General features: G+C 67.8%; 19 protein-coding genes. 3 read left to right on the forward strand and 16 right to left on the reverse strand.

The features are described from left to right. Positions 1-55 precede the first annotated feature (55 nt). Complete coding sequence (locus EO141_RS04825; RefSeq protein ID WP_127168642.1) at positions 56-1,429, forward strand: AcvB/VirJ family lysyl-phosphatidylglycerol hydrolase; 1,374 nt, start codon at positions 56-58, stop codon at positions 1,427-1,429. A gap of 1,026 nt (positions 1,430-2,455) precedes the next feature. Here the strand turns inward: EO141_RS04825 and mprF are convergent. Next, positions 2,456-5,020, reverse strand: a complete 2,565-nt coding sequence (mprF, locus tag EO141_RS04840) for a bifunctional lysylphosphatidylglycerol flippase/synthetase MprF (RefSeq protein WP_127168645.1) — start codon at positions 5,018-5,020, stop codon at positions 2,456-2,458. Positions 5,021-5,281: 261 nt separating this feature from the next. On the opposite strand from mprF, the gene EO141_RS04845 reads away from it, so the two are divergent. Continuing rightward, the gene (locus EO141_RS04845; protein ID WP_127168646.1) at positions 5,282-5,989 is read left to right on the forward strand and encodes a DUF998 domain-containing protein; all 708 of its coding nucleotides are present in this window, start codon (positions 5,282-5,284) and stop codon (positions 5,987-5,989) included. 10 nt (positions 5,990-5,999) lie between these two features. Next, positions 6,000-6,347 carry a RidA family protein gene (locus tag EO141_RS04850; protein ID WP_104583431.1) on the forward strand — a complete coding sequence of 116 codons (348 nt, stop codon included), beginning with the start codon at positions 6,000-6,002 and terminating at the stop codon, positions 6,345-6,347. A 230-nt stretch (positions 6,348-6,577) separates the two neighbouring features. Here the strand turns inward: EO141_RS04850 and EO141_RS04855 are convergent, their stop codons facing one another. The 15 genes from EO141_RS04855 to EO141_RS04925 form a co-directional block, all read right to left on the reverse strand. Then, positions 6,578-7,648 (reverse strand): cyclopropane-fatty-acyl-phospholipid synthase family protein, encoded by a 1,071-nt coding sequence (locus EO141_RS04855; protein WP_104583429.1) that lies wholly within the window; start codon positions 7,646-7,648, stop codon positions 6,578-6,580. A gap of 17 nt (positions 7,649-7,665) precedes the next feature. Then, a complete protein-coding gene (locus tag EO141_RS04860; protein WP_127168647.1) occupies positions 7,666-8,448 on the reverse strand; it encodes a DUF1295 domain-containing protein in 783 nt (260 codons plus the stop codon). Continuing rightward, entirely contained in the window at positions 8,445-8,990 is a 546-nt protein-coding gene (locus EO141_RS04865; protein ID WP_127168648.1) for a DUF2878 domain-containing protein, read from the reverse strand. The genes EO141_RS04860 and EO141_RS04865 overlap by 4 nt, the downstream gene beginning before the upstream one ends. 8 nt (positions 8,991-8,998) lie before the next feature. Continuing rightward, on the reverse strand, positions 8,999-10,282 hold the full coding sequence (locus EO141_RS04870; RefSeq protein WP_127168649.1) for a cyclopropane-fatty-acyl-phospholipid synthase family protein: 1,284 nt from the start codon (positions 10,280-10,282) through the stop codon (positions 8,999-9,001). Continuing rightward, complete coding sequence (locus EO141_RS04875; protein ID WP_127168701.1) at positions 10,279-11,178, reverse strand: DUF1365 domain-containing protein; 900 nt, start codon at positions 11,176-11,178, stop codon at positions 10,279-10,281. The genes EO141_RS04870 and EO141_RS04875 overlap by 4 nt, the downstream gene beginning before the upstream one ends. Further along, positions 11,178-12,428 carry an FAD-dependent oxidoreductase gene (locus tag EO141_RS04880; protein ID WP_104583424.1) on the reverse strand — a complete coding sequence of 417 codons (1,251 nt, stop codon included), beginning with the start codon at positions 12,426-12,428 and terminating at the stop codon, positions 11,178-11,180. The genes EO141_RS04875 and EO141_RS04880 overlap by 1 nt, the downstream gene beginning before the upstream one ends. Continuing rightward, positions 12,425-13,423, reverse strand: coding sequence for a fatty acid desaturase (locus tag EO141_RS04885; protein WP_127168650.1), 999 nt, complete (start codon positions 13,421-13,423; stop codon positions 12,425-12,427). Before EO141_RS04885 ends, EO141_RS04880 begins: the two co-directional genes overlap by 4 nt. Before the next feature lie 226 nt (positions 13,424-13,649). Then, positions 13,650-14,492, reverse strand: coding sequence for an anti-sigma factor (locus tag EO141_RS04890; protein ID WP_164739068.1), 843 nt, complete (start codon positions 14,490-14,492; stop codon positions 13,650-13,652). Next, the gene (locus tag EO141_RS04895) at positions 14,489-15,052 is read right to left on the reverse strand and encodes a sigma-70 family RNA polymerase sigma factor (RefSeq protein ID WP_104583421.1); all 564 of its coding nucleotides are present in this window, start codon (positions 15,050-15,052) and stop codon (positions 14,489-14,491) included. Before EO141_RS04895 ends, EO141_RS04890 begins: the two co-directional genes overlap by 4 nt. Before the next feature lie 58 nt (positions 15,053-15,110). Continuing rightward, positions 15,111-15,482, reverse strand: coding sequence for a DUF4345 family protein (locus EO141_RS04900; RefSeq protein ID WP_104648322.1), 372 nt, complete (start codon positions 15,480-15,482; stop codon positions 15,111-15,113). Positions 15,483-15,567: 85 nt separating this feature from the next. Then, complete coding sequence (locus EO141_RS04905) at positions 15,568-16,356, reverse strand: hypothetical protein (RefSeq protein WP_104583419.1); 789 nt, start codon at positions 16,354-16,356, stop codon at positions 15,568-15,570. Positions 16,357-16,736: 380 nt separating this feature from the next. Continuing rightward, complete coding sequence (gene rnfB / locus EO141_RS04910; protein WP_104583418.1) at positions 16,737-17,168, reverse strand: Rnf electron transport complex subunit RnfB; 432 nt, start codon at positions 17,166-17,168, stop codon at positions 16,737-16,739. 1 nt (position 17,169) lies between these two features. After that, positions 17,170-17,760: an HAD family hydrolase gene (locus EO141_RS04915; RefSeq protein WP_127168651.1), complete on the reverse strand. Its 591-nt coding sequence runs from the start codon at positions 17,758-17,760 to the stop codon at positions 17,170-17,172. Positions 17,761-17,949: 189 nt separating this feature from the next. Beyond that, positions 17,950-20,034 carry a methionine--tRNA ligase gene (gene metG, locus EO141_RS04920; RefSeq protein WP_127168652.1) on the reverse strand — a complete coding sequence of 695 codons (2,085 nt, stop codon included), beginning with the start codon at positions 20,032-20,034 and terminating at the stop codon, positions 17,950-17,952. A 274-nt stretch (positions 20,035-20,308) separates the two neighbouring features. Next, the gene (locus EO141_RS04925; protein ID WP_104583415.1) at positions 20,309-20,758 is read right to left on the reverse strand and encodes a DUF2147 domain-containing protein; all 450 of its coding nucleotides are present in this window, start codon (positions 20,756-20,758) and stop codon (positions 20,309-20,311) included. Positions 20,759-20,913 lie beyond the last annotated feature (155 nt).

A 20,913-nucleotide genomic window follows, 5' to 3' on the forward strand; every position in this document is an offset into this window, starting at 1 on the left:
TTCGCGTGGCCGCCCGGAGCGATTATCTTTGAACCACTCTTTCCGATGGTGCGACATGCGACGACTTGAGATGTGGAGCGCGCTCTGCGGCGCGGCGATGTTGACGCTATCGGGCATGGCGGCTGCGCAGACGACGCAGCCAGTGAGCCACGGCCGCTTCGAGCAGGTGCCGGTGCTGATGCCCAAGGGCGAGCCGCAGCGCGTGGTGATCTGGCTGACCGGCACCGGCAACAACGTCAAGCGGCAGACGCAGGCGGAAAGCCTGCGTGCCGATGGCGCGATGGTGGCGATGGTGGATACCGCGCATCTGTATGCGGTGCTGCGCAAGGCCGGCGGCACCTGCGCGTTCTCGGTCGGCGATGTGGAGAATTTCTCGCGCTACGTGCAGGCCTTCTACCACGTGCCCACCTACCGCCTGCCGCTGCTGGTCGGCGACGGCGAGGGGGCCGCGCTGGCCTATGCGATCGGGGCGCAAGCCAAGCCGCATGTGCTGGCCGGCGTGCTGACCGATGGGCTGTGCCCGGCCACGGTATCCGATCAGGCGATCTGCCAGCCGGGCGTGCGCCCGGGCAGCAACACGCTGCTGCCGGTGCCATTGCAGATTCCCTGGGTGCTTGCCGGGAGCCAGGACAAGCGTTGCCCGGCCGCCGCCGAAGACAGCTTCCTCAAGCAGGTTCCGCAGGCACGCACTTTTACGCGTTCGGCGCGAGGCGACATCCTGCCGGGCCTGCGCGCTGCGGCACGCTCGCTGGGCGAGCAGAAGGGCGTGGCCTTGCCGCCACCGCCGGGCGGGCTGGAAGATCTGCCGGTGGTGGAAGTGCCGGCCAAGCCGGACGGCGACAGCGACGACGACACCTTCGTGATCTTCGTCTCCGGCGATGGCGGCTGGGCAGGCCTGGACGAAGAGGTGGCCGATGCGCTGGCCGCGCAAGGCATCCCGGTGGTCGGCCTGGATTCTCTGCGTTACTTCTGGACCGAGCGTACACCGCAGGGCTTTGCGACCGACCTGGATCGCATCGCGCGTTTCTATGCGCAGCGCTGGCAACGCCAGCGGGTGGTGCTGATCGGCTTCTCGCAGGGCGCGGACGTATTGCCGGCCGCGATCAACACGCTGCCGGCGCAGACCAAGCAGAACCTGCGCATGACCGCGCTGTTGTCGGTAGGCAAGCTGGCCGATTACGAATTCCACGTCAGCAACTGGCTGGGTTCGGACGACGATGGCCTGCCGATTGCGCCGGAAGTGCAGCGACTGCCCGCCGGCACCACCGTCTGCATCTACGGCCAGGACGACCAGGATGCGCTCTGCCCGAGCCTGCCGCCACAAGCCGCCAAGCGGGTCGCGCTGCCGGGCGATCACCACTTCAAGGGCGATTACGCGACCCTGGCCAAGGTGATCATGGAGCAGTTGCACGCACTGTCGAAGCCATAAGCGAGCAGTGCATTTTTGCCTAGGCGTCAGCCGACTTCCGGCCGACGCATGTCAACAACCTGGTCGTCGCCGTTCGGTTCGGCCGCCTGCAGCTCGGCAGGCGCTTGGCATTTTTCTCCGCAACCGACAGCAACCGGTGGTGCTTGCGCGCGTGCCGGTGTGGGACCTTGAGCGGCATGGATGCCGCGCCAGAGCCTACACGGACGTACTTGCGGCGTGTCCCACGCCGGTACGCGTGCAAGCGCCCGCAGCGGACCGAAGCATTCGCAGGAAGCGGACGGATTTAGTGCGTAATTGGTCGGTGTACGGAGTCGGTCGGCAGCGCGGCGCCGCATCCGGTGTCGGGACACGCCGCAAGTACGTCCATGTAGGCTCGGTGGCGGCATCCATGCCGCCACACGGTCCCGCCCCCGGACGCGACACCATGCTTCCAACGTTGCTACCGCTGATCGGCGAGCACTGCTTTCAGGCAGTCATCGTGCCTGCGGAGTTGGCGCTTCATGTCGTTGAGGCCGCCTCGACATTTGATCTTTGCAGTGGCAGCTGAAGACTCGATCCGAACCACGACCACTCAACCAAGCAGTGCTTTTCCTTCCGCAACCGACAGCAACCGGAGGTGCCTGCACGCGTGCCGGTGTGGGACCTTGAGCGGCATGGATGCCGCGCCAGAGCCTACACGGACGTACTTGCGGCGTGTCCCACGCCGGTACGCGTGCAGGCGCCCGCCGCAGACCGAAGCATTCGCATGGAAACAACAGATGCGGTGCGCAAGATTGATCGGTGTGCGGAGTCGGTCGGCAACGCGGTGCCGCATCCGGTGTCGGGACACGCTGTAGATCCGTCCCCTGAGGCTCGGTGGCGGCATCCATGCCGCCACACGGTCCCGCCCCCCGGACGCGGCACCACGCTCCCAATATCGCTACCGCTCTCCAACAAGCAATGCCTTCAGGCACACGCGCAGGCACACGTGCATGCGCCCGCCATAGACCGACGCATTCGCATGAAAACTGCAGGCCCTGTGTGGTGTTACTCCTGGCGGCCGGGATCCACCGAGATCAATCGGGTGACATCCAGCAATGCGGCCGGCAGATGCATGCCGCCCGGCGCGACCAGGTAGCGCGGGCGCCAGGTCGGGGCGAACTTCGATTTGAAGCGACGCAAGCCGCTGAAGCCATAGAAGCGCTCGCCGTGACGCGCGACCAGGCTGGCAAAGCGATTCCAGCGGCCGGCCAGGCGATGCTCGGCCAGGCCCGACAGCGGCGCCATGCCCAACGAGAAGCGCGTATAGCCGTTGGCTTGCCCCCACAGGAACAGCTCGATGAACAGGAAATCCATCGTGCCCTTGGGGGCCTGCGCGCTGTGCCGCATCAGGTCCACCGACAGCTCGCCGCCGGCCGGCGTTTGCCACACGTTGGCGAAGGCCACGATCTGGCCTTCCGCCTCGGCCACCGCCACCGGGAAGCGGCGCAGATAGTCCGCATCGAAGCTGCCCAGCGAGAAGCCCTTCTCTTCGCCGGATTTTTCTTCCAGCCATTGCTCGGACACTTCAGTCAGGCGCGGCAGTACCGCATCCACCTGCTCGGGCTGCAGCATGCGGAAGGTCAGGCCGCCGCGCTTGCCGCGGTTCCAGGCCTGGCGCAGGTCGGCGCGGTCGCGGCCTTCCAGGGTGAAGCCTTCCAGCGGCACGATCGCCTCTTCGCCCAGCTTGACCAGGGTCAGGCCCATGTCCAGATAGGTCTGCCAGTATTTTTCGCCGACCTGGTAGAACACCGGGCGCAGGCCCATATGGTCGGCCTCTTCGCGGAAGCGCCAGATCAGTGCGCGTGCGACCTCGGGCGCGCCGACCGGGTCGCCCATCGAGATCAGCGAGCCGCCGTAACGCTGCATCATCACAAACCCACGTCCCTGCTCGTCGAGCAGGAAGGCCTTGTCGCCGGTCAGCGCCAGGCAGGCCTGGGTGTCGGTACTGCTGGCCAGGATCGGCGCCAGCGTCTGCAGGGTCTGGGCATCGGCGGCCGGCATCGGGCGGCGGCCGCCACGCAGCAGGCGCGCCATGCCGAACACGATCACGCCCACGCACAGGATCAACGCCGCGCGCAGCGCACGCGGCGCGTTGGCCGAGGTGGCGAATTCCCACCACAGGTCGTTGCTGTATTCGACGTGGCTGTAGACGAAGAACAACAGCCAGAACGTGGCCACCAGCACCAGGCCGAGGTTGCTCAGCCAGCGCCACGACCAGGCTTCGTCCAGCAGCGCGCCCTGGCGGTAGAACTCGCGCCGTGCCGCCCACAGCGCGACCGCGGCCAGCGCCGCCGACAGCGACACCGAGATATGGCTGCCGCGCAACAGCGACAGCGGCGGCAGCAGGATGCACACGCCCAGTGCCAGCACCCAGGCCGCATGGCTGCGGCGTTGCAGGCCCTGGCCGATCAGCAGCAGCACCATGCCGCCCAGGCTGACCAGCAGATGCGAGGTCTCGATCAGCGGCAGCGGCGCCACTTCCTGGCGCGCGCGCGGGGTCGGCAAGGTGCCGTCGATGACCAGCGCCGCGCCCACCGCAAACACTGCCAACGCCAGGATCTGCGGCAACCAGGGGCGCAGGGCCTTCCACACGGTGCGTGCGGTGCTGGCGCTGGCGCGCACCGGTGCGCCCAGGCCGGAGGCTGCCGCCATCGCCACCGAGATCAGCAGCGGCACGATGTAGTAGGTGACCCGGTAGGCCAGCGCGGCGGCCAGCACCGCAGCCGGGGTGACATGCGGCAACAGCTTGAGCAGGCTCCACTCGAACACGCCCAAGCCGGCCGGCACCGTGGAGATCAGCCCGGCGACCACCGCCACCAGCCAGATCCCGATGAAACCGAAGTAGCCGGTGCCCGGGTCCGGCGGCAGCAGCACGTAGAACGCGGCGGCCGCCAGGCCCAGCTCGACCACGCTCAGCGCGGTGACGCCGAGCACCGTGGTGCGGTCGGGCAACCAGAAGCGATGACTGCCAATCCCGAATTCGCGGCCTTGCCTGCCAACCAGTCCCAGCATTGCAACGTAGCCCACCAGCAAGGCGATACCGGCGATGCGGATGCCTTCTGCGGTGATCGGCAGTGCACGCGCAGCCGCTTCCGGTTCCAGCATCAGCGCCAGGCCAAGCAACACCCAGGCGCCGAAGACGAAGCCCAGTGTGCTCATCAGCACCACCTGGCCGATCTCGGCCAGGGTCAGCCCGACGCTACCATAGCCGCGCAGGCGGACCGCGCCGCCGGTGAGTGCGGCAAAGCCCAGCGTCTGCCCCACCGCGTGCGCCATGAAGGCGGTGATGCCCACGCGCGCCGGGTGCAGCCGCTTGCCGGTGCGCTTGAGCCCGACCCAGTCAAAGCCCACCAGGCAGGCGTAGCTGCTCAGGCCCAGCAGCAAGGTGAGCGCGATCTGGCCGGCACCCAGGGCACGGAACGCCTGGCGGATCTGCCGATAGCCGTGGTCGGTGAATTGTCCCGACAGCGCGTGCAGCGCCATGGCCAGGATCGCCAGGCTGATGATCACCGGCAAGGCGCGGCGCCAGCCGTTGGCCGGCGCTTGGGAAGACACGGAGGTATCCGTCATGAGGGAAACGGGATCTGCTGGAGGGGAAGAAGGGCACATGCATGGTGCGTGCCGCGCGGGCGGTTGGTCTGCATGGGCCGGTCGGTGTCAAGGTACATGCAGGGTGATCGCGTGGATGCCCAATGAGGTGAACGCAGGCTTCGGTCGCGCCGACAGGTGTCGGCTCAGGACGGCCGCGCGCATCATAGGGCATCGCCGCGACCACGTGCCGCAGGCGACCTACCTGGACACGACGACCGTTGCACCACAGACAGGCAATTGATGGACGATCGACACCACACCGGCACCGCGATGCCGCCCGGGCCGTCGTGCCCGCCACGCTGGGCCGTGCAGGCCGGCGCAGTCGCCGCCTGCACGGGCATGGCCTTCATCGGATTGATTCTGCTGTTGCAATGGCTGCGTGGGGATCTGGACTGGATCGACGCACAGCTCAGCGCCTATCTGCACGGCGACCACGGCCTGCTGTTACGCACGGCCTACTGCGTGCTGGCTGCCACGATGGCGTGGATGGCGCCGGGCCTGCAGGCGGCACTTGCGCCGCCCGCGCGCAGCCGCACGGTGGTGGCGCTGTTCTGGAGCGCGGCGCTGGGCCTGAGCATGGTGTCGATCGGCGATAGCTGGATGCCGGAGCTGGCGCCCGACGCGGCCATGCTGGTGCATCTGCTCTCGGCCGACATGACGTTTCTGTGCGTGATCGCGGCGGTGTTGCTGCAATCGTGGTATTTCCGCCGCGACCGGGTGTGGCGAGGCCGCTTCACCACTGCGTTCGGCTTGGGACTGAGCGCATTTGCGGTGTTGCTGGTCCACGTCACGGTCAGCAGCGTACCGCTGGGCATCAGCCAGAAGAGCGCCATCGTGCTGATCGTGGCCTGGATGGTGCGGGTGGGGGCGTGGTTGGCGCAGCACCCGCGCGCCGGGGCTGCACGTTTGCCGCATTCGCGGGACAATGCCCGGGTCAATCAACTGTAGGAAGTCTGAAATGTTGCAGCGATTCGAAACGGGTCCGCGGATGTCGGAAATGACCGTCCATGGCGGCGTGTGCTACCTCGCCGGCCAGGTTGCCGAAGACACCAGCGAAGACATCACCGGGCAGACCCGCCAGGTGCTGGGCGAAATCGACAAGCTGCTCGCGCAGGCGGCCAGCGACAAGACCAAGATCCTGCGTGCGGAAATCTTCCTGGCCGACATCGCCGATTTCGACGGCATGAACGCGGCCTGGGACGAATGGGTGCCGCACGGCTTCACCCCCGCGCGCGCCACGGTCGAAGCCAAGTTGGCGCGGCCGGAATGGAAGGTGGAAATCGTGATCACCGCTGCGGCGAGCTGACCGCAGGGCGGCGCGCGGTCGCGGGGCGATCGCGCGCGCCGATGGCATCGCCTGCGCATGCGTTGCGCATCGCATCGCCGCGTTGTCAGCAGACAATGCAAACCCCCGGATGGCGCGCTGGCACGGTCGTGGCGCCAACCCGCCTGCCGGTGCGCCGGCACGACCGGAAAGCCGGGATATTCGCGTTCACCCAGGCGGGCCGCGATGGCGTCTCGGGCCGCGCGCGGTGATCAGCGTTTGACGAAGCGATAGTGCGCCACACCCCATTCGCGACCCTGGTCGTAGCCGAACAGCTCGGCGCAGGCCAGCCAGAACATCCGCCAGCGCTGCCACCAGCGCTGCGCATCCTCGCCGTAGGTCTGCTTCAGCAGCGGCATGATCTGCGCGCGGTGGCGGTCCTGGTTCTCCAGCCAGGCGTTGGCGGTTTTTTCGTAATGCTCGCCCGACAGCACCCAGCGCTGTTCGATGACCACGTCCTGCTGGAAATGCAGCAGGGTATCGGCCGCCGGCATCAGCCCGCCGGTGAAGAAATGCCGCCCCATCCAGTTGTCTTCGCCGGCCACCTCGAACGGGTAGGCCAGGTCGCGATGGCAGAAGATATGCACGAACAGCTTGCCGCCCGGCGCCAGCCAGCTGCCGACGCGCGCCAGCAGCTCGCGGTAATTGCGCATGTGCTCGAACATCTCCACCGACACCACGCGGTCGAAGTTGCCCGGCGGCAGCGCCAGCGCGTTGACGTCGGCGGTGATGACCTGCACGTTGCTCAATCCGCGCACCCGGCACTGCTCCAGGATGTGCGCGCGCTGCGGACGCGAGTTGGACACCGCGGTGATGGTGGCGCCGGGATAGCGCTCGGCCATCCACAAGGTCAGCGAGCCCCAGCCGCAGCCCAGCTCCAGGATGCGTTGGCCGTCGGCCAGTTCGGCGCGCTCACCGTACAGCGCCAGCATGCGTTCTTCGGCCGCATCCAGATCCGGCGTGGTGGCGTCCCAGTAGCAGCTGCTGTACTTGAGCCGGCGGCCCAGGCACAGGGTGAAGAACTGCGGCGGCAACTCGTAGTGCTGGCGATTGGCCGCATCGGTTTCGATGGCGATCGCGCTCGCGCGCAGGCTGTCGATGAAGGCGCGCTGGCGCTCGCCGCTGGCATCGGCACCGCCGGTGCGCTCATCGCGCAGGCGCTGCGCGCACAACCGGCGGATGCCGTAACGCAATGCGGCGTCGGGGAGCACGCCGGATTCGGCCAGCCGGGTCGCGACGGATTCTTCGGGCAGCGAGGAGGGCGGAACGGTGATGGTGGACATACGACTCTCCAGGCGACTCAGGATGAAGGGGGAAGCGGGAAAAACGCGCTGGTGCTGCGCTGGTACTGCGCATAGTCCTCACCACGCGAGCGCAGCGCCTGCTGCTCGGTGTAGGGAATGCCGGTGAAGCGATACAGGAACACGAACATCACCACCGGCCCCAGCGCGGCCAGGGCGAGCGGCCATGGCCCGGCACCGACGGCCAGCGCCAGGTAAGCGAACCAGTGCACGAACTCGAAGAAGTAATTGGGATGCCGCGAATATCGCCACAAGCCGCTGCGGCAGGTGACGCCGCGATTGGCCGGGTTGGCCTTGTGCGCAGACAGTTGCCGGTCGGCCAGGGCTTCGCCACCGATCGCGATCAACCACACCGCGATCGCCAGCGTGCTCCACACGCTCCAGGCCGGCTCCGGGTTACTGGCAGCGGCCAGAAACGGCACCGAAAACAGCACCACCACGACTGCCTGCGCCAGGAAAAAGCCCAGGAACTTGCGTTGGTCGCCGTTCCAGTGCTCGCGCAAGGCACGATAACGGCCATCTTCATGCGGGTCGCCGAACACACGCACGCCCAGATGCAGCGCCAGGCGCGCGCCCCAGACACCGCCGAGCACGGCGACCAGCACGCGCGGCAGCAGCGCGCCATCGGACATCCACGCGCAATACGGCGCAGCCAGGGCCAGGCACGCGGCCCACAGCACATCGACCGGGCCGGCATTGCCGCTGCGGCGTTGCCACAGCCAGCCGACCACCATCACCACACTCGCAAACACGCCCACATGCAGCAGCGGCCAGGCATTCATTGCAGTTCTCCCCTCGGATGGTCAGGCGATGGTCGCGCCAGGCAGCGTGCATACAGCGACAACACGCCGCAGGCCAGGCCCCAGCCGATGCCGACTGCGACCACCGCCTGCAGCTGTGGCGGCCGGAATTCCACTGCCTGCCAGCCGCGGTGTGCCAGCCAGTACGAAAACGGACCGAAAATCGCGCCCAGCAGCACCGCCAGACACGGCCGCTGCATCACCGATGCCAGCGAATGGTTGAGCGTGAGCGCAAAGCCCAGCCACAACGCCAGGATCCAGGCCGGCGCCAGCAACGTGCCCGGCCACGGCGCGGCGTAGCGCACCCAGCCGCCCGCCGCCAGCGTGGTATCCAGCAGCAGGCCCAGCGACAGCGCGGCGACCAGCAGCTGCGGATCGCCCGGCGCTCGCCGCGACGGCCACAGCTGATACAGCGCAAACAGCACCAGCACCAGCAGGGTGGGCCAGATGCGCGCCTGCGCGGCCGCGCTGACGGCCACCAGCCACAGCACCTGCAGGCCCAGATAGTTGCCGAGCTGCCGCATGCGTCCGCTCAAAGGCCAGGCACGAACTGCGGCGGACGTGCGCCCGGCTTGCTCAGCCACAGATGGACATCGCCGATCGAGCGCTCCAGGAAACCGGCCTCGCAATAGGCCAGGTAGAACTCCCACATGCGGATGAAGCGCTCGTCATAGCCGAGCGCGCGCACCTGCGGCAGCTGCGCCATGAAGCGCTGGCGCCAGGCGCGCAGCGTCAACGCGTAGCTCGGCCCGATGTCTTCCAGGTTGAACAGGCGCAGGTCGCTGGCGCGTGCGATCGCGCCGGTCATCGCCGCCACCGAGGGAATGAAGCTGCCGGGGAAGATATGCCGCTTGATGAAGTCCACCGAGCGCAAGGCCTGCGCATAGCGATGGTCTTCGATGGTGATGGCCTGGATCAGCGCCTGGCCGTCGTCGGCCAGCAGGCTGCCGACCTTGGCGAAATAGGTGTCCAGATACTGATGGCCGATGGCCTCGATCATCTCGATCGACACCACCCGATCATAGCGGCCGTCCAGATCGCGATAGTCGCGCAACAACACCGTGACCCGGTCGCTCAGGCCGGCCGCGGCGATGCGCTGGGTGGCCAGTTCGAACTGCTCGCGCGAGATGGTGGTGGTGGTGACGCGGCAGCCGTGCGCGCGTGCGGCGTGCAGCGCGAAGCCGCCCCAGCCGGTGCCGATTTCCACCACGTGGTGCTGCGGGCCAAGCTGCAGTTTCTGGCAGATGCGTTCGAGCTTGCGCGTGGCTGCGCGCTCCAGGGCCGCCTCGCCCTGGGCCTCTTCGCCATCGATGAAGATCGCCGAGGAGTACATCAGGTTCTCGTCGAGAAACAGGCGGAACAACGGGTTGCCCAGGTCGTAGTGCGCGGCGATGTTGCGCCGGCTGCCGCTGCGGGTATTGCGTGCGAACGCATGCAGGCTGCGCATCGCCCAGCCGCCCAGCCGCGCGGTGCCGGTTTCCATCGCATCCAGGCGGTCGCGATTGCGCAGCAGCAGGCGCATCAACGCGACCAGGTCGTCGCAGTGCCACTGCCCATCCATGTACGACTCGCCGGCACCGACGCTGCCGTTGAGCGCGGCCTGGCGATAGAAGCCGGGGTCGATGACACGCAACTGCACCTGCAGCGCATCGGCGCCACTGGCGTTGCCGAGGGTGGTGACGCCGTCGGCTTCGTGCAGCTGCAATTGTCCATCGCGCAGCTCGCCGAGCGTGGCCAGCAGGCGCTTGCGCAACAGGCGGTCCGTCCAGGAAGCCGCGCGCGGCGCAGCGGTGTCGGGCAGGGACGTGGCGTTCATCGGGGTTCTCGCACAGGCGGATGAGGGTGATCGTGGACCGGGTTGCCGCGCAGCCACAGGCGCAGGGCCTGCCAGTGGATGGCCAGCACCACCTGCACGGTCATCAAGGGATAGGCCAGCAGCGTGCGCGTCAGGGTGCGCGCGTTGAGCGGCTGGCGCTGCAGGACCAGGGTGGCATCGAAGCGGCGTGCACCGCTGCCTGCGCCATCGGCCTCGGGGCTGCCGCCCGGCGCGTCGCCGCCAGGCGCATCCAGCACGTCCATATGCACGCGCAACTGCGCCTCGGGCAGGCTGAAACGCCAGTCGTACTGGTGCTGCATGCCCATGAAGGGGGAGACGTGGAAGCGCTTGTCAAAGCGCCAGGCATGCACCTGGCGATGCGTGCGCGCCTGCGCGACCGGCAGCACGTAGGTGTGGCGCTGCTGCCACGGCGTATTGGTGATTTCCGCCACGATCCAGCGCAGGCCCCCGTGGCGATCGAAGCAGTAGTAGAAGCTGACCGGATTGAACACATGGCCGAAGTAGCGCAGATGCGTCAGCAGGCGGATCGCGCCATCGGGGCGCTCGCCGGTCTGGGCCTGCACGCAGTCGCGCACCGCCTGGTCCAGCGGAATGTCCGGGTCACCGAGATAATCGCTGCGCCGGAACTGCGCAAGATTGGCGCGCCCCACCGACCATAGCCAGCGCCGCGCAAACACCACGTCGAGCTCGGACAGGTCCAGGTACATCAGGAACAGCCGGTAGCGAAACGCCAGCGGCCTGGGCGCAAACCGGCGGTGCCGCACCCAACCGGTGTAGATCGCGCTGCGCATCGCGCCCACCCCGCTGACGGCACCGCTGTCCTCGCCGGGAGGCAGCGGTACCGCATCGGGGCTGGCGTCGCGCAGCAGCTGCATCACCAGTCCACTCCCAGGCCATGGGCCACATCCACGCCGCTGCGCAGGCCGTCTTCATGGAAGCCGAAGCCCCAGGCCGCGCCGGCAAACCAGGTGTGCTGCACGCCCTGGATCTCGGCCTTGCGCGTCTGCGCGGCGAGGGCGGCCGCGTTCTGCACCGGGTGGCGGTAGCGCATGCGCCGCAGCACCTTGTCCGGGGCGATGTCGTGGTTGCGATTGAGGCTGACGATGAACGGCTGCGGCGCGTTGAGCGACTGCAGGGCGTTCATCCAGTAACTCACCGTGCACGGTGCCTGCGGGTCGGCCGGCACATGCGCATTCCACGCCGCCCAGGCGCGGCGATCGCGCGGCAGCACGCTGGCGTCGGTGTGCAGGACGGTGTCGTTGTCCTGGTAGGTGATGCCGCCCAGGACCTGCCGCTCGGCTGCGGTGGCGTCGCTGAGCAAGGCCAGCGCGTCGTCCGCATGGCAGGCGAGCACCACGTTGTCGAAGTGCTCTTCGCCACGCAGGGAACTGAGCACCACGCCGTTGGGCGCGCGGCGGATCGCATGCACGGGCGTGGACAGGCGCTCGAGCACCTGCCAGCGCCGGCGCAGCGCACGCACGTAGCTGCTGGATCCACCACGCACCACCTGCCACTGCGGACGCCCGCTGAGCTGCAGCATGTGGTGGTTGGCCATGAAGCCGATCAGCTGGCCCATCGGGAATTCGAGGATGCGCTGCGAGGGCGATGACCACAGTGCCGAGGCCATCGGCACCAGATGCTGGTCGCGAAACGCCGCCGAATACCCATGCCGCTGCAGGTACGCGCCCAGCGTGCTGAAGCGCTCCTGGCTGTGCAGCACCGCCGGCGCCTGCCGATAGAAGCGACGCAGGTCGGCCAGCATGCCCCAGAAGCGCGGGCTGAGCAGATTGCTGCGCTGGCAGAACAGCCCGCCCAGGCTGCCGGCGTTGTATTCGAGCCCGCTGCGCGCGTCGTGCACCGAGAAGCTCATCGTGGTCGGCTGCGCGGCCACGTCCAGCTCGGCGAACATGCGCGTGAGCAGCGGATAGTGCTGCGGGTTGAACACGATGAAGCCGCTGTCCACCGCATAGCGTTGGCCGTCCAGCTGGATGTCGTGGGTGTGCGTATGTCCACCCAGATAATCGGCGGCCTCGAACAAGGTGACCTCGTAGCGGCGCGACAGCAGCCACGCCGCGCCCAGGCCGGCGATCCCGCTGCCGACCACGGCAATCCTGCCCTCGCTCATCGGCTCACCCGCTCGGCACGTTGCGTGAGCGATGTCGGCATCGGCTTGAGGTCCCAGACCAGGCCCACCCACGACATCACGGTGAGCCCGTACCAGGTGAGGTCGTACTCCCACCAGCGCAGCCCCTGGCGCGCCGAGCCGGGAAAGAAGTGGTGATTGTTGTGCCAGCCTTCGCCGAAGGTGAGCAGCGCCAGCAGCCAGTTGTTGCGGCTGTCGTCGCGGGTGTCGAAACGCCGGCTGCCGAAGCGATGCGCCAGCGAATTGATGGTGAAGGTGGCATGGAACAACGCCACGGTGGAGATCACAAAGCCCCATACCAGCAGTTGCGCGCCGTTGGTCTGCAAATCGGGCGCGGCAACCGCCAGCCAGTCGCCGAGCAGGTATAGCCCGGTTGCCAGCAACACCGGCATCACGATGTCGAAGCGGTCCAGAAAGCGCAACTCGGCAAAGCGGCGCAGGTCCGGGATGACCTCCCAGTCGGTGCGGAAGTTGCGCGGGGTCAGGAACCAGCCGGTATGGCTCCACCAGAAGCCGTGCTGCGCAGGCGAATGCGGATCGCGGCCGGTGTCGGTGTGGCGGTGATGATTGCGATGATGCGCGGCCCACCACAGCGGCCCGCGCTGCACGCAGGTGGCGCCGATGGCCGCGAACACGAACTGCAGCACGCGCGAGGTCTTGAACGCGCGGTGCGAGAAATAGCGGTGGTAGAACCCGGTCAGCGCAAACATGCGCAGCGCGTACAACGCCACCGCCATGCCGACCGCGAACCAGGACGCACCGACCCACAGGACCGCCAGGCAGGCCAGGTGCAGCGCGATGAAGGGCAGGGCACGCAGCCAGTCGATACGGTCTGCGCGTGCTTCGTCCAGCGGTTCGTCGGTTTGCGAATCCACCCAACGACGCAGGCTGCCGGTACGCGCTGCGATCCACCCACGTCGGCGGGTGTCGGCAGGCTGCGGCGGCGCGGCATGTGGGTCAAAGCCAGTACTCGGCACGCGTGGTTCTCCGTGTGTAGTGGTGACCCTTTACGGACGCTGCCGGTAAACAGATGCACCAGCGCGTTCGATCGTCGCATGCGTGCGCGCGCTTGGCGTGCCGGTGCGAACGAATCGCGTAATTGCGCACACATTGAACCGCGCCAGCCAGGGGTGACGCAGATGAGGCTGTTGCGCGCCTGACGCCGCCTGCAACGTGGTCGCAGGCGGCGTCAGGCGCGCCGGATCAGGGCGCCATTGCCAGCGTGCTGATGCCGCCCTTGGCCACCACGGTACCGGTGGCGACGCCGCCCGGTGCACCGCCCGGCGGCTCCAGCGTCACTGCCAGGATGGCCTCGTTGCTGAGCATGGGCATCAGCTGGTCGGGAATCTGCGCGCGGCGTGCACGCTGGTCGTCGAAGGTGCCCATCGAATGCGCCTTGCCGTCCGGCGTGATCAGCCACAGCTCGGGTACCTTGTCGGCGGTGGCGGTGCGATCCAGCGGCGTCACCGTGATGGTGTGCTTGTCGGCATCCATCAATGCGACGTAGCCGGGGCGGCCGTCTTCGGTGGCCAGCGTGGAGGTCATCGCAATGCCGGTCGCCGGCGCGGTGGTGGCCGCCGGCGGCGTGACCGGTGTCTGTACCACCGGGCCGGTGCCCTGCGGCGGCGATACCGGTGCCGGTGGCGTGCGCAGGTTCAACAATGCCAGCAGGCACACGGCCGCGGTGGCCAGGCCGCCGGCGCTTGCCCAGCGCCAGAACCGCACACTGTTCCACACCGCTGTCGTTGGCGCGCCTGCCGGCGGCGCTGTCGACGGCGCGGGGGGCACTGCGTGCAATGGCGTGTCGAAGCCGAGGGTCTGGCGGATGCGTGCCCAGACCTGGCCGGGCGGCGTCACGGCGGCGATCTCGTCCAGCAACGGCGCCAGATGTTCCTGCCACTGCGTCACTGCCTGCGCAAACTGGCCGTCGGTGGCGACGCGTTGTTCGGCAGCCAGGCGCTCGTCGGCGCTCAACAGGCCCAGCACGTATTCGCCGGCAAGCACGTCGCGCGGCGGTTCCTGGTCGATGGGAAAGGGCGTGCTCATCGTTCCAGACATGCCTTGAGTTTGGCCAGGCCGCGGCGGATCCAGCTCTTGACCGTGCCGATCGGGGTGTCGGTGCGTGCGGCGAGTTCTTCGTAGGTGATGCCGTCGAAGAACGCGGTGCGGATCAATTCGCTGCGCGGCGGTTCCAGCTCCGCCAGGCAGTGGTCGATGCGTCGGCGCGTGCTGGCGCGCTCGGTGCGCTCCAGCGGCGAGGCATCGCTGGCGCGCAATTCGCCGGCATCGTCCAGCGCCACGTTGCGGCGTTGCGGGGCATTGGCGCGCAGGTGGTCGATGGCCTTGTTGCGCGCGATCATCGCCAGCCAGGTGAGCCCGCGTGCACGGGTGGGGTCGAACTGCCCGGCCTTGTGCCAGATCAGCGTGAACACGTCCTGCAGCACCTCTTCGGCTTCGGCACGGTGCGGGATCATGCGCAGGCACACCCCGAACAGTTTGGGCGAGGTCTGCCGGTACAGCGCTTCGAAGGCATGCCGGTCGCCACCCGCGGTCGCGGTCAGCAGTCGTCCGGTTTCATCGTCGTCGTGGCCAGGGATGGCACTCATGCGGTCGGGCGTTTTTTGAGGTGGGGGCGATGCTACCGGACTGGGCGGACGCTGTCCTTCACTTGCGCTGCTGAAACCACAGCAGGACGGCAGCGAGCAGCAACAGGATCTCGACGCCGGCCAATGCCACCGTGGGCGCGGAGACCGGCCACAGGCGCGCCAGGGAGACGCTGCGGAACAGCACGATCGGCACGTAGAACGCGAGTGCGACCAGCAGGCCGGTGCGCGGTTGATCGATCCACGCGAAGTAGCCGAACAGGAACGCCATGCCCAGCTGCAGGCCGCCATAGATGACCAAGTATTCCGATTGCCCGGCCGGCGAGAGCTGGGTGTAGCCCACGGCATTGGCGGTCTTGGCCGGCGAGAGCGTGCACCAGATCGCCAGCACGACGTAGAGCACTGCGTTGATCCAGAGGTAGGCCTTGGCCATGGCGATGGTCCTGTATGGGGAAGAGGTGACCGGGCCGTTGTACGCAACCGCGCGTGGTCGAACGTGAAGATGGCGCGGACCTGGTTCACGGGGCGCTGCAGCTCTTGACCAGCGGCTGCTCGCGCGCCTGGCGCAGCGCATCGGCGCTGACCGCACGCGCAGCGGTGTCCGGAAAAACGATGCGCACATGCGGATAGCGGCCGCGCTCGTCGCGCAGATTGCCCACGCCGCGGAATTGCAGCAGACGTTTGTCGGCGATCGAATAACGCACTTCGAGCGCTGGCACTGCCGCGCCGTACCACGCATCCAGGCTCAGGCGAAAACGGCGCTGGCCGCCGGTATCGTCGATGCGCTCGACACGGAATGCCAGCTGGCGTTGCAGGCTTGGCAGTACGAAGTCCACGCGCTGCGGCGTGCCGGCAAGCACCTCCCAGTGGCTGCGCAGGTATGCATCGAAGCCGGCATCGATCACGCGCGGGCCGTCGTCGGCCGGCAGTGGCGTGCGTTGCTCGGCCTTGCCGGGTTCCTGCTGGAACATCTCGCGCACGCCGTCGCGCTGACGCACGCCCTGGCGATAGCCGTCGCGGCCGTCGATCAGGCTGAAGTCGGGCGAGCTGCCGCCGCCATCGACCTGCTTGCGCGCAAACGGGCGTCCGTCGGCGCAGCGATACAGCACGACGCGCCCGCCATCGTCGAGCAACCAGTGCGACTCGCGATAGCGCAGCGCGCCGCTGTCGCCATCGAAGGCATCGCCATCCACACGGGTGACTGCCGCCGCACTCAGCGGCAAGCCGCCCAACACCAGCAGCAGCAACGGCGGAACCGGCCGGCATACGCTGGCGAGCGCGGCAAGGGCAGCGGCGAGTGGACGCATCGGCGGATTCCTCGATGGAAGTGCCTACCAATACGAGCGCATCCGCAGTGCGGATGCGCCGGATGCGTCAGGACGTTCCTGACGCGGGGTCGTACCTGGAGGCCAGTGCCACGGGTTTGGGGCGTTGGGGCGCTGCCCGGAGCGCAGGTGCGTGCATGGGATTGCCCATGCCGCGCCGGTCGCGCGCGAGCGGCCAGGGCGAGGGCGAAGCCAGGTGCGGAAGCCGGGGCGTGGACACAAGTCTGCCGGCTCAGGGGGCCGGCCGCGAGCACGCACGCGTCGTGCAGGCACGGATGGCGTGCAGACATCGCGGTGCAGGTGGCACCTCCCGTTCCGGGCGTGGCGCGCCTGGCACCTGCGCCGCTCGTCCGGCTAGTGGTCTAGCCGCTTGCGCGCAGCACGATGCAATCCACCGGGCAGGCCGGCAGGCATAGCGCGCACCCGGTGCACAGCGGCGCGATCACCGTATGCATGTGCTTGGCGCCGCCGACGATCGCATCCACCGGGCAGGCCTGGATGCACTTGGTGCAGCCGATGCAGTCGGCTTCGACGATCCACGCCACCTGCGCCGGTGTCTGCAGGCCGCGCGTGCGGTCGTAAGGGCGCGCGGGCACCTGCAGGACATGCGCCAGCGCACGCGCACCTGCATCGCCGCCGGGCGGGCAGTGATCGACATCCGCTTTGCCGTCTGCCATCGCTTGCGCATACGGGCGACAGCCGTCGTAACCGCACTGGCCGCACTGGGTCTGCGGCAGCAGGCGGTCGAGGCGTTCGACCAGGTCGGGCGATGCGGCGGGCGTTGCGGTGTGCATGTCAGTGCAGCAGCTTGCCGCGATACCAGCGCTGCTGTGCCAGCGCCAGCATCGGCTTGTCTTCACGGCTGTCGCCGTAGGCATGCACGCATTCGTATTGCGACAGGTCATAGCGCAGGCGGATCTGCGCGGCCTTGTGTGGGCCGCAATCGCCTTCCGCATAGCGCCCGCTCAGCACGCCGGCGTGGTGTTCCAGCTTGTTGCAGATCAACGACAGGTCATGCTGCACGCACCACGGCTGCAGGTACAGGTCCAGCGATGCCGACACCAGCACCACTTCATGCCCCTGCGCCTGATGCCAGTCGATGCGCTGCATCACCTCGGCGCGCAGCACGCCCGGCAATGCAGTGCGCGCGAAATCGGCGCCGTGCGCGGCCACCTCGTCCAGCCGGCGATCACTGAACACGATGCGGGTGACCCGCGCGCGCAGCGCCGCAGCGGACACCATGCCCAACCGGTACCCCAGCAGCCACGGGCCGACCTGCCACTTCGCCGTCGCCAGCTGCGCGGGCGTGGCCACCTTGCGCAGGAAGCGCGCATAGCTGTCGCAGGTGGTGATGGTGTGGTCGAAGTCGAACAGGGCCAGGTGCATGAGGGGCTGGGATTGGGCAGTCGGGAGTGGGGATTGGGTAACGGCGCGGCGTCTGCTTTCCCTTCTCCCACAGGGAGAAGGTGCCCCGCAGGGGCGGATGAGGGGACGGGCCAGGCACTGGTGTGAGGTCACCCTCAACAACCAGCTCTGGCTTTTACGATTCCCGACTCCCGATTCCCCAATCCCGCTTCACCGAACAGGCATGCCCGGCTGCGCACCAGCATCGGCGTCCAGCAGTGCCAGCGCGCCGCCGTCGAAGCCGGCCGACAGGATCATGCCTTCGCTGATGCCGAAGCGCATCTTGCGTGGAGCCAGGTTGGCGATGAACACCACGCTGCGGCCGACCAGCGTTTCCGGTTCGCCATAGCTGGCGCGGATGCCCGAGAAGATCTGGCGCTTGCCCAGCTCGCCGGCATCTAGCTCGAAGCGCAGCAGCTTGTCCGAGCCTTCCACCAATTCGCACACCAGCACCTTGCCGATGCGCAGGTCGAGCTTGGCGAAATCGTCGATGCCGATGAGGCTGGGAGTGGCGGTTGGGGATTGGGGAGTCGCAACGGCCGCCGGCTTGGTCTCGGCCTTGGCCGGTGCGGGCTTGGTGGTCGCAGCGGGTGCCGCAGGTGCGGCCATGGTGTCTTTTGAAGCGTCGGTCATGGCGTCGATCAGTTTGGGGTCGATACGGGTGAACAGGGCGGTGTAGGGCTGGATCACGTGCGCGGTCAGCGGGCGCGCGACGTCGTCCCAGCTGGTCATCGGTGCCGACAGGAAGGCTTCGGCCTCGGCACAGGTGCGCGGCAGGATCGGCTTGAGTGCGGCCACCAGGATCCGGAACAGGTTCAGGCCCTGCGTGCACACCGATTGCAGTTGCGCATCGGCACCGTCCTGCTTGGCGATCACCCACGGCTTGGTGTCGTCGATGTACTTGTTGGCCTCGTCGGCCAGCGCCATGGTCTGGCGGATCGCGCTGGCCGCATCGTTGCGCTCGTAGGCCTCGCGGATCGGCGCCAGTGCGGCGACGAAGCGGGCGAACTGCGCCGGGTCGGGCAGGGCGTCGGCCAGCTTGCCGTCGAAGCGCTTGCCGATGAAGCCGGCGCAGCGGCTGGCCAGGTTGACGAACTTGCCGACCAGATCCGCATTCACCCGCGCGATGAAATCGCCCAGGTTCAGGTCCAGATCGTCCACGCCGCCGGAGGACTTGGCCGCGAAGTAGTAGCGCAGCGCCTCCGGTTCCAGGCCCACGTCCAGGAAGGTCCTCGCCATCACGAAGGTGCCGCGCGACTTGGACATCTTGGCGCCGTCCACGGTGAGGTAGCCGTTGACGTGCAGCCGGGTCGGCGCGCGATGGCCGGTGCCGTGCAGCACCGCCGGCCAGAACAGGCCGTGGAAGTTGACGATGTCCTTGCCGATGAAGTGATGCAGCTCGGTCTGCGTGCCGGCGACCAGATGCGCCTGGAAATCCTCGCCCATCTGCGCGCACAGGGTCTTGAAGCTGCACAGGTAGCCGATCGGCGCGTCCAGCCACACGTAGAAATACTTGCCCGGCTGGCCCGGAATCTGGAAGCCGAAATACGGCGCATCGCGCGAGATGTCCCAGGCGCGCAGGCCGCCTTCGGTGTCCAGCCATTCCTTGAGCTTGGCCTTGACGCCGGGCAGTGCCACATCGCCGGCCAGCCACTCACGCAAGAAACCGTCGAAATGGCCCACTTCGAAGAAGAAATGCTCCGAGTCGCGCAACTCCGGCGTGGCGCCGGAAATCACCGACCTGGGCTCCTTCAGCTCGGTCGGCGCGTAGGTGGCGCCGCAGACCTCGCAGTTGTCGCCGTATTGATCGGCGCTGCCGCAATTGGGGCAGATGCCCTTGATGTAGCGATCCGGCAGGAACATGCCCTTGGCCGGGTCGTAGAACTGCGCCACCGAGCGGCGGCTGATGTGACCGGCGGCCTCCAGCCTGGTATAGAAGGCCTCGGTGAGTTCGCGATTGACCGGCGAATTGGTCGAATCGTAATGATCGAAGGTCACCCCGAACGCGGCGAAATCGCGCTCATGGCTGGCCTGAATGCTGGCGATGAAGGCCTCCGGGGTGACCCCGGACTTTTCGGCCGCAAGCATGATCGGCGTGCCATGGGTGTCGTCGGCGCAGACGAACCAGGTCTTGTCGCCGCGCAGGCGGCGCGCGCGCACCCAGATGTCGGCCTGGATGTAGCCGACCAGATGGCCAAGATGCAGCGGCCCGTTGGCATAGGGCAGGGCGGTGGTGACGAGTGCGGTGCGGGTCATGGCAGGCGTAATGCGGGGGACAGCCGATTATCGCATTAGTCGGGAATGGTGGCGGGAATCGGGAATCGGGAATCGGTCAAAGCAGGGCTAGGCGACCGTGTTGTTGAGGCGCGCAGGCACTTGGCTGGCCCTGGAGCGCTATGGATCGACGATGGTCGCCTGTGCCAGGACTCGCTGCACAGCTACGCGCAGATGGACACGCACAAAAAAGGCGCCCTCGCGGGCGCCTGCTTTTACGATTCCCGATTCCCGATTCTCGGCTCCCCAATCCCAGCTATTCACGAATCCAGGTCTGGGTGCGGCCCAATGCCTCAACGCCCACATAGCCGCGCATCTGCAACTTCTTGCCGCCGTCGGTCAGGGTGACCTTGGCCTTGTAGGTCTTGCCCTTGGCCGGGTCGAGCACCGAGCCGCCGCTCCACACCGCGGTGCCGTCGGGCTTGAGGCCCCACAGGATGGTCATGCCCTTGATCGGCTTGCCCTTCTGGTTGCCATCGCACTTGTCGCAGGTCGGGTTGGGCCCATGGTTGGACTGCAGGATGTCGACCACCTTGCCGCTCAGCGTACCGTTGCCGAGCTGCTCGATCTGCACCACCGACTTGGGCTTGCCGGTTTCGTCGTCGATGGTCTTCCAGCGGCCCACCGGCGAATCGGCGGCCTGGGCCAGCAGCGAGGCGGCGGCCAGCGGCAGGGCCAGCATCAGGGTCTTGAAGGTCTTGCGCATGTGTCCCCTCCCAGGGATTGCTGTGGCCGCCGTCGGCGGCCTGACCGGAATGTATACCGTGGAGTATGGCGGCGGAAAGACGCGCTGCGGAATGCGTTCATGCCGCGCGCGCCCGGTGCCGTTGCCGGTCCAGGTCCGCTGACGGCGCAGGCTGC

Source organism: Xanthomonas sp. BRIP62415, from assembly GCF_003993515.1.
In the GTDB taxonomy this organism is placed as follows: Bacteria; Pseudomonadota; Gammaproteobacteria; order Xanthomonadales; family Xanthomonadaceae; genus Xanthomonas; species Xanthomonas euroxanthea.

Excerpts from the sequence above, each read along its gene's own strand:
- EO141_RS04825 (WP_127168642.1), top strand. The coding sequence starts at position 56 with ATGCGACGACTTGAGATGTGGAGCGCGCTCTGCGGCGCGGCGATGTTG.
- mprF (WP_127168645.1), bottom strand. The coding sequence starts at position 5,020 with ATGACGGATACCTCCGTGTCTTCCCAAGCGCCGGCCAACGGCTGGCGC.
- EO141_RS04845 (WP_127168646.1), top strand. The coding sequence starts at position 5,282 with ATGGACGATCGACACCACACCGGCACCGCGATGCCGCCCGGGCCGTCG.
- EO141_RS04850 (WP_104583431.1), top strand. The coding sequence starts at position 6,000 with ATGTTGCAGCGATTCGAAACGGGTCCGCGGATGTCGGAAATGACCGTC.
- EO141_RS04855 (WP_104583429.1), bottom strand. The coding sequence starts at position 7,648 with ATGTCCACCATCACCGTTCCGCCCTCCTCGCTGCCCGAAGAATCCGTC.
- EO141_RS04860 (WP_127168647.1), bottom strand. The coding sequence starts at position 8,448 with ATGAATGCCTGGCCGCTGCTGCATGTGGGCGTGTTTGCGAGTGTGGTG.
- EO141_RS04865 (WP_127168648.1), bottom strand. The coding sequence starts at position 8,990 with ATGCGGCAGCTCGGCAACTATCTGGGCCTGCAGGTGCTGTGGCTGGTG.
- EO141_RS04870 (WP_127168649.1), bottom strand. The coding sequence starts at position 10,282 with ATGAACGCCACGTCCCTGCCCGACACCGCTGCGCCGCGCGCGGCTTCC.
- EO141_RS04875 (WP_127168701.1), bottom strand. The coding sequence starts at position 11,178 with ATGCAGCTGCTGCGCGACGCCAGCCCCGATGCGGTACCGCTGCCTCCC.
- EO141_RS04880 (WP_104583424.1), bottom strand. The coding sequence starts at position 12,428 with ATGAGCGAGGGCAGGATTGCCGTGGTCGGCAGCGGGATCGCCGGCCTG.
- EO141_RS04890 (WP_164739068.1), bottom strand. The coding sequence starts at position 14,492 with ATGAGCACGCCCTTTCCCATCGACCAGGAACCGCCGCGCGACGTGCTT.
- EO141_RS04895 (WP_104583421.1), bottom strand. The coding sequence starts at position 15,052 with ATGAGTGCCATCCCTGGCCACGACGACGATGAAACCGGACGACTGCTG.
- EO141_RS04900 (WP_104648322.1), bottom strand. The coding sequence starts at position 15,482 with ATGGCCAAGGCCTACCTCTGGATCAACGCAGTGCTCTACGTCGTGCTG.
- EO141_RS04905 (WP_104583419.1), bottom strand. The coding sequence starts at position 16,356 with ATGCGTCCACTCGCCGCTGCCCTTGCCGCGCTCGCCAGCGTATGCCGG.
- rnfB (WP_104583418.1), bottom strand. The coding sequence starts at position 17,168 with ATGCACACCGCAACGCCCGCCGCATCGCCCGACCTGGTCGAACGCCTC.
- EO141_RS04915 (WP_127168651.1), bottom strand. The coding sequence starts at position 17,760 with ATGCACCTGGCCCTGTTCGACTTCGACCACACCATCACCACCTGCGAC.
- metG (WP_127168652.1), bottom strand. The coding sequence starts at position 20,034 with ATGACCCGCACCGCACTCGTCACCACCGCCCTGCCCTATGCCAACGGG.
- EO141_RS04925 (WP_104583415.1), bottom strand. The coding sequence starts at position 20,758 with ATGCGCAAGACCTTCAAGACCCTGATGCTGGCCCTGCCGCTGGCCGCC.